The sequence below is a fragment of the Bordetella flabilis genome, from assembly GCF_001676725.1.
GTDB classification, from domain to species: Bacteria; Pseudomonadota; Gammaproteobacteria; order Burkholderiales; family Burkholderiaceae_B; genus Bordetella_C; species Bordetella_C flabilis.
Map to the genome: position 1 here is coordinate 4511118 of NZ_CP016172.1, position 15343 is coordinate 4526460.

Sequence of the window (15343 nt, forward strand, 5' to 3'; positions counted from 1 at the left end):
TCCTCAGACCGCCGGGGCGGTGCTGCTGCCGCCCGGGGCCAGGCCGCTGGGCGGCGTGTCCTGGGCGTCCGAAGGCCCTTGCGGCGTCTTCGGCGGCCGCGGAGGCCGACCGGCCATGATGTCGTCGATCTGCTCGGAATCGATGGTTTCCCACTCCAGCAGCGCAGCCGTCATGGCCTCGACTTTATCGCGATTCTCTTCCAGGATCTTGCGGGCCACCGCGTACTGTTCATCGATGATGCGGCGGATCGACGCGTCGACCTTCTGCATCGTGGCCTCGGACACATGCGTCGTCTTGGTGACGCTGCGACCCAGGAAGACCTCGCCTTCGTTCTCGGCATAGACCATGGGGCCCAGTTCGTCGGTCATCCCATAGCGGGTGACGATGTCACGGGCAATGGCGGTGGCGCGCTCGAAATCGTTCGATGCGCCAGTCGTCATCTGGTTCATGAAGAGCTCTTCGGCGATGCGCCCCCCGAACAACACCGCGATGGTGCTGAGCAGACGCTGCTTGTCCATGCTGTAGCGGTCGCTCTCCGGCAACTGCATGGTCACGCCCAGGGCACGGCCGCGCGGGATGATGGTGACCTTGTGGACCGGGTCAGTCTTGGGCAGCATGTGGGCCACGATGGCATGGCCGGATTCGTGATATGCCGTGTTCTTGCGCTCTTCTTCCGGCATGACGATGGAGCGGCGCTCCGCGCCCATGATGATCTTGTCCTTGGCCTTTTCGAAGTCGGACATGTCTACCGTACGGCCGCTGCGGCGCGCGGCAAACAGGGCGGCTTCATTGACCAGGTTGGCCAGGTCCGCACCCGAAAACCCGGGCGTACCGCGCGCCAGCACCGATGCGTCGACATTGGGCGACAGCGGCACCTTGCGCATGTGTACCTTGAGGATCTGATCGCGGCCGCGGATGTCCGGCAGCGGCACCACAACCTGGCGGTCGAAGCGGCCCGGGCGCAGCAGCGCCGGGTCCAGCACGTCCGGACGGTTGGTCGCGGCGATGACGATGACGCCCTGGCCCGACTCGAAGCCGTCCATTTCGACCAGCATCTGGTTCAGCGTCTGCTCGCGCTCGTCGTTGCCGCCGCCCAGGCCGGCGCCACGCTGGCGGCCGACCGCATCGATTTCATCGATGAAGATAATGCAGGGCGCGTGCTTCTTGGCGTTCTCGAACATGTCGCGCACGCGGGCCGCGCCCACGCCAACGAACATTTCGACGAAGTCCGAACCGGAGATACTGAAGAACGGAACCTTGGCTTCGCCCGCGATGGCCTTGGCCAGCAGCGTCTTGCCGGTACCAGGCGAGCCCACCATCAGCACGCCCCGCGGAATGCGCCCGCCCAGCTTCTGGAATTTGCTGGGATCGCGCAGGAAATCGACCAGTTCCTGAACGTCTTCCTTCGCTTCATCGCAGCCGGCGACATCGGCGAACGTGACCTGGTTGGTATTTTCGTCGAGCATGCGCGCGCGGGACTTGCCGAAGCTGAAGGCTCCGCCCCGTCCGCCGCCCTGCATCTGCCTCATGAAGAATATCCACACACCGATCAGCAGCAGCATGGGGAACCATGAGACGAAGATATTCATGAGCAGCGACTGCTCTTCACGCGCCTTGCCGGAAACCTGCACCCCGTATTTCAGGAGATCCGAGACCATCCAGAGATCGCCCGGGGAAGTCAGGGTATACGGCCGCCCGGCGTCAGGCGTGACGTAGAGTACGTCGCCTTGTACGTCGACCTTGCGGATGCGACCCGCCTTGGCGTCGTCCATGAACTGGGTATAGCTCACGCCGTCCTGCGATTGGGTGCGCCCGTCGAATTGCTTGAAGACGGTGAACAGCACCAGGGCGATCACCATCCACACCGCAACTTTAGAAAATGAATTATTCAAGGTCGATCTCCTGCTATCGATTCCGACCGGTGATTGGGGCAGCGTCTGCCATAGGACACAACCACGAACATGTCAATAGCCATTCTACCCGTTTGAGGGCGATTGCGTGGAACGTTCCCCGCGGAACGTCAGCCATGCTGTTTAAGGGTCCTTGCCACGAGAAAAGTTTCGGAAGAATTCGAGCGAGACGCCTTGGGCTTGCGCTCGACCACCCGCTTGAAATGTTGCTTGAACGACTGCACGATCTGGGAAAAACCGCTGCCATGGAAAGCCTTCACGATCAGGGCACCATCCGGTTTCAAGTGCGCCAGGGAAAATTCCAGCGCAAGATCGCAAACGTGCTGGATACGTGCAGCGTCGGCCACCCCGACTCCCGACAGGTTGGGGGCCATATCGGAAATTACAAGGTCCACCACCTGCCCTTCCAGCGTCTTTTCCAGTTCCTGCAGCACCGAATCTTCGCGGAAGTCGCCCTGGATGAATTCGACGCCGGCCACGGGCTCCATGGGAAGGATATCCAGCGCGATGATGCGGCCATTCACCACGCCCCCCGGGCCGGCGAGGCGTTCGCGGGCGACCTGGGACCAGCTGCCGGGCGCGGAACCCAGGTCCACGACCACGTCCCCGCGCCGCATCAGCTTTTCCGTATCGAGGATTTCGATCAGCTTGAAGGCGGCACGGGCACGGTATCCCTTTTGCTGCGCCATCTTCACATAAGGGTCGTTGATGTGCTGGTGCAACCAGTCCTTGGAAAATTTATTCTTGGCCATTCCCGTACAATTCCGCCATGCCTATATTAGAAATCACATCCCGCGATCGCAGTACGCTGCGGTCCGCCGCCCACGCCTTGCGTCCCGTCGTCCTGATTGGCGATAAAGGCTTGTCGGACGCGGTCCTGAAGGAAATCGACGCCAACCTGACCTCGCATGGGCTGATCAAGGTCCGCGCCGGCGGGGAAGACCGCGAAACCCGGGAGCAGCTGCTTGCATCGATCTGCGACACGTTGTCCTGCGCCCCGGTGCATCACCTCGGCAAGATACTGATCCTGTACCGGCCGCAGCCCGGAATGCCTTCCCTGCTGGCACCGGCCACGGACGCCAAGCCGCCGAAGCGCAAGGCATCCGACCCCTATATTCCCAAAAAACTGGCCGCCGAAGGCAAGGCCCCGCGCAAGCCGGCTCGCGCGCCACGCAAGACGGAAGACTCGCCGATCGAAAGCCGCCCGGCACGCGTGCCCCTGAACAAATCCGGCAAGCCGGCTCGGCCGGCCACGCGCAAGGCCGCCGCGCCGGCGCATGGTATTCCGCGCCGCTCCGGTAGCGCGCTCAGCCTGCGCGCTGGCGCCCGCACAGCGCAGCAGCGCCCGGCGCGCAAGACAACCAAGCGCTGACGCCGCCCGTTGCCGGGACGCCGTGCGCGCCCTGGGGCGCGCGGCAGGAACATCCCAGGCACCCGGCGCCCTACAGGTAGCGGACGCTGATGACTTCGTATTCGCGCAGGCCGGAAGGCGCCTGCACCTGGACGACGTCCCCTTCGGTTTTGCCGATCAGGGCCCGCGCAACGGGACTGGACACCGAAATCCGGTTCGCACGGATGTCTGCTTCCACGTCGCCGACGATCTGGTAGACCACGCGGTCGCCCGAATCCAGGTCCTCGATTTCCACGGTCGCCCCGAAGACGGCACGGCCATCGGCATCCAGTTCCAGCGGATTGATCACATGGGCGTTGGACAGCGTCGCTTCCAGCTCGCTGATGCGCGCCTCGATGAAGCCCTGGCGCTCGCGCGCGGCATCGTATTCGGCGTTTTCGGACAAATCGCCCTGAGCACGCGCTTCCGCGATGGCGTTGATCACGGCAGGACGCTCAACAGTCTTGAGTTGGTGCAGTTCTTGCCGAAGGCGCTCGGCCCCGTGCACCGTCAACGGAATGGCTGACATATCGCATCTCTACTAAAAGTGGAAAACGCCCCGGCATGGGAGCGTTTCGATAACAGCCGAAGCGCGGCGGCACCTGGCCGCGATGCATGAAACGGGACGGAAAACCGCGTGCCGCGGAAGGGGGCTCGACCCGGGGTATTCCCTCGCATCCTCGTACCGGAGGACGGTCGACCCGATTGCTCCTCGCCCGCGCTGCTCTTCCCTGCCGGCTACGGCCGGCCACGGCAAGCTTCGACCAAAACAAAACCCCGGCTCGGGTAGAACCGGGGCGATCAGATGACATTGTGGGGAAAGTCGGACTGAATTGCAAGTTGGGCACGGAACGCCCCGGCGTGCCAAAAGCCGGCGGCGTTCCTCCCAGCCCGACCGCGCTGCCGCCTGTCAATTGCGCCGGCGAGGGCGCAGCAACGCGTAAAGAATGATGGCGCCAAAGGTGGCGGTGCCGATCCCGCCCAGGGCGAAGCCACCCAGCCGTACCGTGAAGTCCCCAGCGCCGAGGATCAGCGTGACGGCCGCCACGATAAGGTTGCGGTTGTCGGTGAAGTCGACGCCATTGACTACCCAGATGCGGGCACCGGCGACCGCGATCAGCCCGAAAACCACGACCGACATGCCGCCCAGCACGGGCCCCGGGATGGTTTGAATGAGGGCGCCGAACTTCGGGGAGAAGCCGAGCAGGATGGCGATCACCGCCGCGACGGCGAACACCACGGTCGAGTAGATACGAGTGACGGCCATGACGCCGATATTTTCCGCGTAGGTCGTCACGCCGGTGCCCCCGACGGCCCCGGACACCATGGTGGCAACCCCATCGCCGACGAACGCCCGCCCCAGATAGCGGTCCAGGTCCTGGCCGGTCATGGCGCTCACCGCCTTGATGTGGCCGAGGTTCTCCGCGACCAGGATGATGGCGACCGGCACCAGCAGGCCCATGGCCGAGGCCTGGAAGACCGGCTTGGCGAAATGCGGGGCGCCCAGCCACGCCGCCTGGGCCACGCCGGAAAAGTCCATGGGCTTGCCCAGGCCGAATCCATTGGCGCACACCGCGTAGATCACGCAGGCCAGCACCAGGCCTGCCAGGATCAGCAGCCGCTGCAGCATGCCGCGCGACCGCACGGCGATACCTCCCACGCACAGCACGGTCACCAGGGCCATCGCGGCGTCGAAACCGGAGCCGCCCATCGCACCCCGCGCGGCGACCGGCGCCAGGTTGAGGCCGATCACGGCGACCACGGCACCGGTTACCACCGGCGGCATCAGCGCCTCGATCCACGGCGCGCCGCCGCCGGACCGGGCGCCCGCCACCCATACCAGGATGCCGACGATGGCGTAAGCCAGGCCGCACAGCACGATGCCGCCCAGCGCGACACCGATGTTCGGGTTCGGGCCGGTCCCCGCATAGCCGGTTACGGCGATCACGCCGCCGATGAAGGCGAAACTGGACCCCAGGTAGCTGGGCACGCGTCCGCCCACGAAGACGAAGAAAATCAGCGAGCCTACGCCGGACATCAGGATGGCGACGTTGGGATCGAAGCCCATCAGCAGCGGGGCCAGCACGGTGGAACCGAACATGGCCACGACGTGCTGCAACCCCATAGCCGCCGTTTTGGGCCACGGCAGGCGTTCATCGGTCGCCATGACGGCGTCCGCGGACATCTCACGGACCAGCCGCCAGCGAGGAAAATACGAACCAGACATGCCTCCCCCTTCGATTCTGTATACAAGGCGGCGCAAGTTTATCGAGGCTGGGCACTTTGCGATAGCAGGCGGCTGGCAATGGCCGCGGGCTGAGCGCGCATGGCCGGCCCAGCCCGCGGCGGCGGTGTCGCTTCGCTGGCACCCCGGTGGCGCTTCCCGGGACTTTTGTAGGTACTATCGGAAGTCCCCGGCGCCGTCCGCACAAGCCGCCGCAGCGCCTCAACATTCAATATCCGACCCGCCCCGTCATGACCGAAATCTGGCTGATCCGCCACGGCGAAACCGATTGGAATCGCGCCCGCCGCCTGCAAGGCTGGCAAGACACGCCGCTGAACGCCCATGGCATCAATCAGGCGCGCCGCCTGGCCGAACGACTGGAACGCGACGCCACCAGCGGCCCTTTCGAGGCGATCTACAGCAGCGATCTGCGACGCGCGCACGACACGGCACTACCGGTGGCGGAGCGGCTGGGCTTGCGGGTGCGGTCCGAGCCGGGCTTGCGCGAGCGCTGCTATGGCGTCCTGGAAGGCGTGACCATGGATCGCATGGATGCCGAACAGCCGGAAGCCGCCGCCGCGTGGAAAAGCCGGGATCCGGACCGCCTGCTGGACGGCGGCGAAACCCTGCGCCAGTTCCATAACCGGGTGGTGGCCACCGTCGACGATGTGGCCGAGCGCCATCACGGCGGGCGCGTCCTGCTGTTCACCCACGGCGGCGTGCTGGATATCGTTTGGCGGCACGCCCATGGGATCCCCCTGACGCATGCGCGCGATGCCGCGCTGCTTAACGCCGGCGTGAACCGGGTCGCCGTGGAGAACCGCCGCTGGCGCGTCATGGGCTGGGGCGATATTGCCCATATCTCGACCCTGGCGGCGGACGATATCGTGCCTTGATCGCGCGCGGCCTGGCAGGCCGGGGCCAATGAACCCGGCGGCCGGCTCAGGAATCGCCCGGCGGTGACTGCCTGGGCTTGCGTGGCGCATTGCGCGCCAGGCGATCGTAAACGGCGTCCGGCAATATGCGCATCAAGCGCGCGACCATCCCCATCTGCCACGGAATCACGGTATAGCGGCGCCCGCGCTCGATCGCGATGGCGGCGCGCGCGGCAAAGGCACCCGGCTCCATCAGGAAAGGCATGCGATAGGGGTTGCCGTCGGTCATGGGCGTGCGGATATAGCCCGGCGCGATGGTCGTAACGCGTATGCCGTCGGCGGCCAGCTCGTTGCGCAGGCTTTCGCAATACACCGCCACGGCGGCCTTGGAGGCGCTGTAGGCACCCGCCCCAGGCAATCCGCGCACGCCAGCCACGCTGGCGATGCCGACAAGGTGGCCGGCGCGAGCGCGACGCATGCCGGCGATAAAAGGCTCGAAGGTGGCGACCGTGGCCAGCAGATTGGTCCGGACGATGGCTTCGAATACGTCGAAATCCTCGCCGTGGTCCGTCAGCGTGCCGGCGCTGATGCCCGCGCTGGCAATAACGCCGTCCACCTCTCCGCCACAGCGCGTGATGAAATCGGCGGCCGCCGCATGCAAGGCCGCGCGGTCGCGCACGTCGACGGCGTAGCCGTGATGCGTGCCAGGCAGACGGTGCGCGAGGTCGCGCAGAACCGACTCACGACGTCCGACCAGACCGACGATGGCGCCGCGGGCCGCGTAATGCTGCGCCAGGGCTTGTCCCAGTCCGCTGCTGGCACCGGTGATGAACACGTGACGCATCTATGGCCTGTTCATGCTGGAAGGAGCCTCGCCCCGGGGAGAATGGCTGGCATTGTACGGCCGCGCGCGCGGGCGGCCCGAGACGGGAACCGCCCGCCGCCGGGCAACGATTACGGCCAGAATATCCAGGCGAGGATGCCCAGCACCAATGCCCACTTCATCGTGTAGTACAGCGTCTTGTTCTTCTTCCTGACCGCCTTGCCGAAGCGCCGCAGGGCATAGACGCCACCGAAGATGCGATTGATGCCGCCGGTACGATCGCCCTCCTGGTTGGGCGAAGTCGCCGCGCGCAGCAGCAGGCTGCCCAGGAAGTGGTTCACCGCCTGTGCCCAGCGATACCGCATGGGACGCTCGATGTCGGCGAACAGGATGATGCGATTGACGTCGGTCTTGTTCTCGGCGTAGTGGATGTAGGTTTCGTCGAACACCACCGCCTCGCCATCACGCCAGTGATACGGCTGGCCGTCCACGTCGATATAGCAATCGGCATGGTTGGGCGTGATCAGGCCCATGTGAAAGCGCAGGGATCCGGCATAGGGATCGCGGTGGCGGGGCAGCCGGCTGCCTGGCGGCAGGGCGGCGAACATGGCGCCCTTGATCGACGGGATATCCGCCAGCAGCTCGGTCGTCACGGGGCACAGCGCACGCGCCGAGGGATGGTCGGTGTCGTACCACTTCAGGTAGAAGCGCTTCCATCCGCTTTTGAAAAACGAATTGAAGCCCGCGTCGTTGTACTTGTCCGAGACCTTGATATGTCCGGCCGAGAACAGCCGTTCGGCCTCGGCGCGGATGTCCTGCCAGCGCTGCTGCAGGACCTTGAGTTCCGGGAACTCAGCCAGCGCCAGGTAGGGCTGGTTGGGGACCCGGGAAAACGCATACATGAAAACGTTGATGGGCGCGGTGAAGGTCGAGTGGTCCAACGCCTGTCGGGAGAACCTGTGCCGGACCCGCCCTCGATAGTGAACAATGAGCGCGCATACGACAAACAGCCCGAGTACCCACCACTTCATCTCGACCTCCTGCAGGCGGACCTCCGCCTTCCCACCGCCGGCGTCCTACGGCGCCGGCACTATTTTCAACTGGCCGAGGCCAGAGATGCGTGCAGGGTCTGCAAGGGATAAACCTGCAGGCCATGCCCCTGGCGCAGATACTGCATGCCCTCCACCGCGGCGCGCGCGCCCGCGATGGTGGTATAGAACGTGACCCGCGCGGCCAGCGACTGCGTGCGGATGGCCCGCGAATCGGCAATGGCGTTGCGGCGCTCTTCCACCGTGTTGATGACCAGCGAAATTTCGCCGTTCTTCAGCATGTCCACGATATGCGGGCGGCCTTCCGTGACTTTGTTCACGATCTGCACCGGGATGCCGGCCGCCTCGATTTCCGCGGCGGTGCCGCGCGTGGCCACCAGCTTGAAGCCCAGCGCATGCAGCCCACGGGCCACCTCGACCGCGCGCGCCTTGTCCTGCGGCTTGACGCTGATGAAAGCCGTTCCTGTATCGGGCAGGCGCACGCCGGCCGCCATCTGCGACTTGACGAAGGCTTCGCCGAAGCTGGCGCCCACGCCCATCACTTCGCCGGTGGACTTCATTTCCGGGCCCAGGATGGTGTCCACGCCGGGGAACTTGACGAAGGGGAAGACCGCTTCCTTCACCGAGTAATAGCCGGGCACGATCTCGCGCGAAACGCCTTGCGACGCCAGGGTCTTTCCCGTCATGACGCGTGCGGCGATCTTCGCCAACTGCAGTCCGGTCGCCTTGGACACATAAGGCACGGTGCGGGACGCACGCGGGTTGACCTCCAGCACGTAGACGTCGCCGCCCTGAATGGCGAACTGCACGTTCATCAGGCCGCTGACATTCAAGGCCTTGGCCATCATGCCGGTCTGCCGCTTGATCTCGGCGATGACCTCGGGCGACAGCGAATACGGCGGCAAGCTGCAGGCCGAGTCGCCGGAGTGCACGCCGGCCTGTTCGATATGCTCCATGACGCCGCCGATGAACACCGTCTCGCCGTCGGCCAGGCAGTCGACATCGACTTCGGTGGCATTGTTCAGGAAGCGATCCAGCAGCACCGGGGAGTCATTGCTGACCTTCACGGCCTCGCGCATGTAGCGTTCCAGGTCCTGCTGTTCGTGCACGATTTCCATGGCGCGGCCGCCCAGCACGTAGCTGGGTCGCACGACCAGCGGATAGCCGATCTCGGTCGCGTGGGCCAACGCCTCGGCTTCGGTGCGAGCCGTCCGGTTGGGCGGCTGGCGCAGGCCGAGCTTGTTCAGCAGCTTCTGGAAGCGCTCGCGATCTTCCGCAACGTCGATGGATTCCGGGCTGGTACCGATGATGGGCACCCCATTGGCTTCCAGCGCGCGCGCCAGCTTGAGCGGGGTCTGGCCGCCGTACTGGACGATCATGCCCACGGGATTTTCCTTGTGGACGATTTCCAGCACGTCTTCGAGCGTCAGCGGCTCGAAATACAGGCGGTCCGAGGTGTCATAGTCGGTCGATACGGTTTCCGGGTTGCAGTTGACCATGATGGTCTCGTACCCGTCTTCGCGCAGGGCCAGGGCCGCGTGCACGCAGCAGTAATCGAACTCGATGCCCTGCCCGATGCGGTTCGGTCCGCCGCCCAGCACAACTATCTTCTTGCGGTCCGTGGGCGCGGCCTCGCACTCTTCCTCGTAGGTCGAATACATGTAGGCCGTGCGCGTCGCGAACTCCGCGGCGCAGGTGTCCACGCGCTTGTAGACCGGGCGCACGTTCAACTGGTGGCGCAGGCGCCGCACTTCCGATTCGGAAGTGTCCAGCAAGAAGGCCAGCCGGCGATCGGAAAACCCGCGGCGCTTCAGTTGCCACAAGGTATCGTAGTCCAGGTCGGCGAGCGTCTTCTGTTCGAGCGCCAGCTCGATGTCGACGATTTCCTTGATCTGCGCGAGGAACCAGGGGTCGATATGGGTCAGCGCATGGACCTCGTCCAGCGTGAAGCCTTGCGCAAATGCGTCGCCCACGTACCAGATGCGTTCGGGACCGGGCTCGCCCAGTTCCACCTGCAGCTTTTCGCGGTCGGTGGTCTTCTGGTTCAGGCCGTCCACGCCGACTTCCAGGCCGCGCAAGGCTTTCTGGAAGGACTCCTGGAAGGTCCGGCCAATGGCCATGACCTCGCCCACGGATTTCATCTGCGTGGTCAGGCGGGCATCGGCGGTGGGGAATTTCTCGAAGGCGAAACGCGGCACCTTGGTGACCACGTAGTCGATGGTCGGCTCGAAGGAAGCCGGAGTCGCGCCGCCGGTGATCTCGTTCTTCAGCTCGTCCAGCGTGTAGCCCACGGCCAGCCGCGCGGCAACCTTGGCGATGGGGAAGCCCGTGGCCTTGGAAGCCAGCGCGGAAGACCGCGACACGCGCGGGTTCATTTCGATGACGATCATGCGGCCGTTGGCGGGATTCACCGCGAACTGCACGTTGGAACCGCCGGTATCGACGCCGATCTCGCGCAGCACCGCGATGGAGGCATCGCGCATGATCTGGTATTCCTTGTCCGTCAGCGTCTGCGCCGGCGCCACGGTGATGGAATCCCCGGTATGCACGCCCATCGGATCGAGGTTTTCGATGGAGCACACGATGATGCAGTTGTCGGCACGGTCGCGCACGACTTCCATCTCGAATTCCTTCCACCCCAGCAGCGATTCTTCGATCAGCAGTTCGTTGGTCGGCGATGCCTCCAGCCCGCGGCGGCAGATGGTTTCGAATTCTTCGGCGTTATAGGCGATGCCGCCGCCGGTGCCGCCCAGCGTGAAGCTGGGACGGATGACCGCCGGGAAGCCGGAACTGCCCAATTCGACCGCGATGCGGCGCTGGACTTCCCAGGCCTCGTCCATGGTGTGCGCCACGCCCGACTTGGCCGATTCCAGGCCGATGGAGGTCATGGCCTGCTTGAATTTCTGGCGGTCCTCGGCCTTTTCGATGGCCTTTTCATTGGCGCCGATGAGCTCGACCTTGTAGCGGTCCAGTACACCGTGATGCGCCAGGTCCAGCGCGCAATTCAGCGCGGTCTGGCCGCCCATCGTCGGCAGCAGCGCGTCGGGGCGCTCGCGTTCGATGATCTTTTCGACCGCTTGCCAGGTGATGGGTTCGATGTAGGTGACGTCCGCCGTTTCGGGGTCCGTCATGATGGTGGCCGGGTTGCTGTTCACCAGGATGGTGCGGTAGCCCTCGGCCTTCAGCGCCTTGCAGGCTTGCGCGCCGGAGTAGTCGAATTCGCAGGCTTGTCCGATGATGATGGGGCCGGCCCCGATGATCAATATGCTTTTTAAGTCAGTACGCTTGGGCATGGTGCAATCTTTTAGTCGGTCTTGGCTTGGCCGGCCATCTGGCTGATGAACTTGTCGAACAGCACAAGAATGTCGTGCGGCCCCGGGCTGGCTTCAGGGTGGCCCTGGAAGCAGAAGGCGGGACGATCGGTCAGTTCAAAGCCCTGCAACGTGCCATCGAACAGCGACACATGGGTGACGCGCGCATTCTGCGGAAGGCTGGCGGCGTCGACTTCGAAACCGTGGTTCTGGCTGGTGATGAACACACGCTTGCTGGCGAGGTCCTGCACCGGATGGTTCGCGCCATGGTGCCCGGTCTTCATTTTCAGCGTCTTGCCACCCACCGCCAGGCCCAGGATCTGGTGGCCCAGGCAGATGCCGAACACCGGCACCTTCCGTTCGAGGAAGGCGCGCGTGGCGTCCACCGCGTAATCGCAGGGCTCGGGATCGCCGGGTCCGTTGGCCAGGAACAGCCCGTCCGGCTTCAGCTTCAGCACCTCTTCGGCCGGCGTTTGCGCAGGAACCAGCGTGACCCGGCATCCGCGGTCCGCCATCAGGCGAAGAATGTTGGTCTTGACCCCGAAGTCATAGGCCACGACGTGGAACTTGGGGTCCTTCGGGTGGTTGAAGCCCTGGCCCAGTTGCCAGGTGCCCTCGGTCCACTCGGCCTTGGATTCGATGGAGACGGTCTTGGCCAGATCCTGGCCCGCCATGCCGGGGAATCCGCGCGCCAGCTCGATGGCGCGATCGGCGTCTTCGCCCACCAGGATGCAGCCGCCCTGCGCGCCCTTCTCCCGCAGGATGCGGGTGAGCTTGCGCGTGTCGATCCCCGCGATGGCCACGATGCCCTGCGCCTTCAGGTATTCCGGCAGCGAACTGGTGGCACGGAAATTCGAGACGCGTGCGGGACAATCGCGCACGACCAGGCCGGAGGCGAACACACGGCGCGCCTCGACGTCCTCGGCGTTGACGCCGGTATTGCCGATGTGCGGATAGGTCAGCGTGACGATCTGCCCGGCATAGCTGGGATCCGTCAGGATTTCCTGGTAGCCGGTCATGGCGGTATTGAAGACGACCTCGGCCACGGTATGGCCGGGGGCGCCGATGGAGATCCCTCGGAACACGGTACCGTCCGCAAGAGCCAGAATTGCTGGAGAAGGCCGATACGTCCCATCGGTCCCCTCGGGAAAAAGTTGCGGCAGCACAGTAAACCCCGGTTTCAGAATCGATAATCAAACCTCGGGATTATACCTTGAACGGCCTTTCCGGCCGGGAAGCCATGGGTGGCACCCCCTACCGGCACGGGTCGGGGGTGCTACGCTAGGGCGTGCGCACGGGCGGACGGCTCCGCCCCCGGTCGCTACACCGCGCGGGCATGCGCCCGCGGCGGCCGGTTCTGCGCCCTGCCCCGTTTGCGAGATCACCATGCCCAGCCTATTGGAATCCCTGCGCCGCCATACCACCGTGGTCGCCGATACCGGCGACTTCGAGACGATGCGGGTGCACCGGCCCACCGACGCCACGACCAATCCGTCATTGATCCTGAAGGCAGTCCAGAAGGACGCCTACCGTCCCCTGCTGGAGCGTACGGTACGCGACCATCGCGGCCAGCCGGCTGAACAACTGATGGACCGCCTGTTGGTCGCTTTCGGCCGCGAAATTCTGCAGATCGTACCCGGGCGCGTCTCGACCGAAGTCGATGCGCGGCTGTCCTTCGACGCGAAGGCGACGATCGAAAGGGCCCGCGGGCTTATCGCGCTGTATGCCGATGCCGGCATCTCGCGCGACCGCGTGCTGATCAAAATGGCCTCGACCTGGGAGGGCATCCAGGCCGCCCAGGCGCTGGAGGCGGAGGGCATCCATTGCAATATGACCCTGCTGTTCTCGCTGCCCCAGGCCGTCGCCTGCGCACAGGCGGGCGCCACGCTGATCTCGCCGTTCGTGGGCCGCATCTACGATTGGTACAAGAAAGCCGAGGGCCAAGCCTGGGTGGAAGCCGAACGCAGCGGCGCCAATGATCCCGGCGTGCAATCCGTAACGCGTATCTACCGCTACTACAAGGCCTACGGCATTCCGACGCAGATCATGGGCGCCAGCTTCCGCAATACGGGACAGATCCTGGCCCTGGCCGGCTGCGACCTGCTGACCATCAGCCCCGAATTGCTGGCCGAGCTTTCGGCCAAGGAGGGCGAAGTGCCGGCCCGCCTGACCCCTGCCGTGGCGGAAGAAGCCCACCCGCCGCGTGTAGACGTCTCGGAAGTCGCATTCCGCACGCAGTTGAACGATGACGCGATGGCCACCGAAAAACTGTCCGAAGGCATCCGGACCTTCGCGGCGGACGCCGTCAAGCTGGACATGCTGATCGCGGCGGAACAACGCTAGCGGGGATCGCGCTGGAAGATGCGTTCTTCCAGCGCGGGGGCGACGCAAAGCGCGGACGCCGCGGGTTTTCCTGTATGGAGCGCCGCGGCCCGTCCAGATAGGATGTCCAACATCCTACAGGAAGCCGCTGCAGCCCTGCCCGCCGAGGCGGCGCGGATAACCACGCCCGGCTGTCGGCGATAGGCGCGGCGCTTCAACACACAAGAGGAGACATCGCTTGGCCTTTGCCCCGTTGAAACGCTTCGTCGTCCTGGACCTGTCCCGGGTCCGCTCTGGTCCTGCCGCCGTGCGGCAATTCGCCGACTGGGGGGCGGACGTCATCAAGATCGAGGAACCTAGCGAGATCAAGGACGACAAGCCGGGCGGCGCCGCCAAGTTCAGCGACTACCAGAACACCCATCGCAACAAACGCAGCCTCACGCTGAACCTGAAGCATCCCGAAGGCAAGGCGGTGTTCATGGAACTGGTCAAACGCGCCGATGTGCTGGTGGAAAACTACCGCCCCTCGGTCAAGACCAAGCTGGGCATCGACTATGAATCCTTGAAGGCCGTGAATCCCCGGCTGGTCTATTGCAGCATTTCCGGGTTTGGCCAGGACGGCCCTTACGCGGACCGTCCCGGACTGGACCAGATCGCGCAGGGCTTGGGCGGCCTGATGTCGGTGACGGGCGAAGCCGATCGCGGCCCCATGCGCGCGGGCATCCCGATCGCGGACTTGAGCGCCGGCCTATTCGCCGCCATCGGCGTCCTGATCGCGCTGCTGGAACGCGAAGAGACCGGCGCGGGACGCTGGGTGCAGACATCGTTGTTGCAGGCGCAGGTATGGATGATGGATTTCCAGGCAACCCGCTGGCTGATCGACGGCGAAGTGCCCGCGCAGTCGGGCAACGACCACCCCACCAGCGCGCCGACCGGCGTCTACCCCACCGCGGACGGCTACATCAATATTGCGGCCATGGGTTCGGGCATGTTCACACGATTGTGCGAAGTGCTGGACCTGCCGGCGCTGGTCCATGATCCGCGCTTTGTCGAGGCCGGATTGCGGGTGGAAAACCGCGCGGACCTGAATCGCGAAATCATCGCCCGCACGCGCAGCCGTACCAGCGCGGAATGGATAGAGCGCCTGAATGCCGCCGGCGTGCCCTGCGGCCCCATCCTCTCCATGGACGGCACATTCGAGAACGAGCAGGTAAAGCACCTGAACATGGTGCGCCATGTGCGCCATGCCACCAAGGGCGACATCGCCATCATGGCGCAGCCGGTGGTGTTCAGCGGAACCGAGCCGCCGGAGGTACGGCCGGCGCCCGACACCGGCGCGCATTCCGACGAAATCCTGGCCTGGCTGGGCATGGACGAGGCGCGGCGCGCCCGTTTGCGCGCGGCCGGGGCGATATGACACCATCGCGCCTTTCCACGT

General features: G+C 65.0%; 12 protein-coding genes. 4 read left to right on the forward strand and 8 right to left on the reverse strand.

Annotation, left to right across the window (positions count from 1 at the left end; all coding sequences use genetic code 11):
- Nucleotides 1–3: 3 nt before the first annotated feature.
- Together ftsH and BAU07_RS20060 are read right to left on the reverse strand one after the other, a co-directional pair.
- Nucleotides 4–1893 carry an ATP-dependent zinc metalloprotease FtsH gene (ftsH, locus tag BAU07_RS20055; RefSeq protein WP_066661473.1) on the reverse strand — a complete coding sequence of 630 codons (1890 nt, stop codon included), beginning with the start codon at nucleotides 1891–1893 and terminating at the stop codon, nucleotides 4–6.
- Nucleotides 1894–2021: 128 nt separating this feature from the next.
- A complete protein-coding gene (locus BAU07_RS20060; RefSeq protein WP_066661476.1) occupies nucleotides 2022–2663 on the reverse strand; it encodes an RlmE family RNA methyltransferase in 642 nt (213 codons plus the stop codon).
- 17 nt (nucleotides 2664–2680) lie between these two features.
- Here BAU07_RS20060 and BAU07_RS20065 point away from each other — a divergent pair, with 17 nt between their 5' ends.
- Nucleotides 2681–3283, forward strand: coding sequence for a YhbY family RNA-binding protein (locus tag BAU07_RS20065; RefSeq protein WP_066661480.1), 603 nt, complete (start codon nucleotides 2681–2683; stop codon nucleotides 3281–3283).
- A gap of 70 nt (nucleotides 3284–3353) precedes the next feature.
- Here the strand turns inward: BAU07_RS20065 and greA are convergent, their stop codons facing one another.
- Nucleotides 3354–3830 carry a transcription elongation factor GreA gene (gene greA, locus BAU07_RS20070; protein ID WP_066661482.1) on the reverse strand — a complete coding sequence of 159 codons (477 nt, stop codon included), beginning with the start codon at nucleotides 3828–3830 and terminating at the stop codon, nucleotides 3354–3356.
- Between the two features lie 381 nt (nucleotides 3831–4211).
- Nucleotides 4212–5528 (reverse strand): solute carrier family 23 protein, encoded by a 1317-nt coding sequence (locus BAU07_RS20075; protein ID WP_066661485.1) that lies wholly within the window; start codon nucleotides 5526–5528, stop codon nucleotides 4212–4214.
- Between the two features lie 248 nt (nucleotides 5529–5776).
- On the opposite strand from BAU07_RS20075, the gene BAU07_RS20080 reads away from it, so the two are divergent.
- Nucleotides 5777–6421: a histidine phosphatase family protein gene (locus BAU07_RS20080; RefSeq protein ID WP_066661487.1), complete on the forward strand. Its 645-nt coding sequence runs from the start codon at nucleotides 5777–5779 to the stop codon at nucleotides 6419–6421.
- Between the two features lie 46 nt (nucleotides 6422–6467).
- Here the strand turns inward: BAU07_RS20080 and BAU07_RS20085 are convergent, their stop codons facing one another.
- The 4 genes from BAU07_RS20085 to carA form a co-directional block, all read right to left on the reverse strand.
- Nucleotides 6468–7244 carry an SDR family oxidoreductase gene (locus tag BAU07_RS20085; RefSeq protein ID WP_066661489.1) on the reverse strand — a complete coding sequence of 259 codons (777 nt, stop codon included), beginning with the start codon at nucleotides 7242–7244 and terminating at the stop codon, nucleotides 6468–6470.
- A 110-nt stretch (nucleotides 7245–7354) separates the two neighbouring features.
- Entirely contained in the window at nucleotides 7355–8254 is a 900-nt protein-coding gene (lpxO, locus tag BAU07_RS20090; RefSeq protein ID WP_066661501.1) for a lipid A hydroxylase LpxO, read from the reverse strand.
- Between the two features lie 65 nt (nucleotides 8255–8319).
- Nucleotides 8320–11565, reverse strand: a complete 3246-nt coding sequence (carB, locus tag BAU07_RS20095; RefSeq protein ID WP_066661504.1) for a carbamoyl-phosphate synthase large subunit — start codon at nucleotides 11563–11565, stop codon at nucleotides 8320–8322.
- 11 nt (nucleotides 11566–11576) lie between these two features.
- Nucleotides 11577–12749, reverse strand: a complete 1173-nt coding sequence (gene carA, locus BAU07_RS20100) for a glutamine-hydrolyzing carbamoyl-phosphate synthase small subunit (protein ID WP_066661506.1) — start codon at nucleotides 12747–12749, stop codon at nucleotides 11577–11579.
- Between the two features lie 220 nt (nucleotides 12750–12969).
- Here carA and tal point away from each other — a divergent pair, with 220 nt between their 5' ends.
- Complete coding sequence (gene tal / locus BAU07_RS20105; protein WP_066661507.1) at nucleotides 12970–13926, forward strand: transaldolase; 957 nt, start codon at nucleotides 12970–12972, stop codon at nucleotides 13924–13926.
- Nucleotides 13927–14143: 217 nt separating this feature from the next.
- The gene (locus tag BAU07_RS20110; protein WP_066661509.1) at nucleotides 14144–15322 is read left to right on the forward strand and encodes a CaiB/BaiF CoA transferase family protein; all 1179 of its coding nucleotides are present in this window, start codon (nucleotides 14144–14146) and stop codon (nucleotides 15320–15322) included.
- Nucleotides 15323–15343 lie beyond the last annotated feature (21 nt).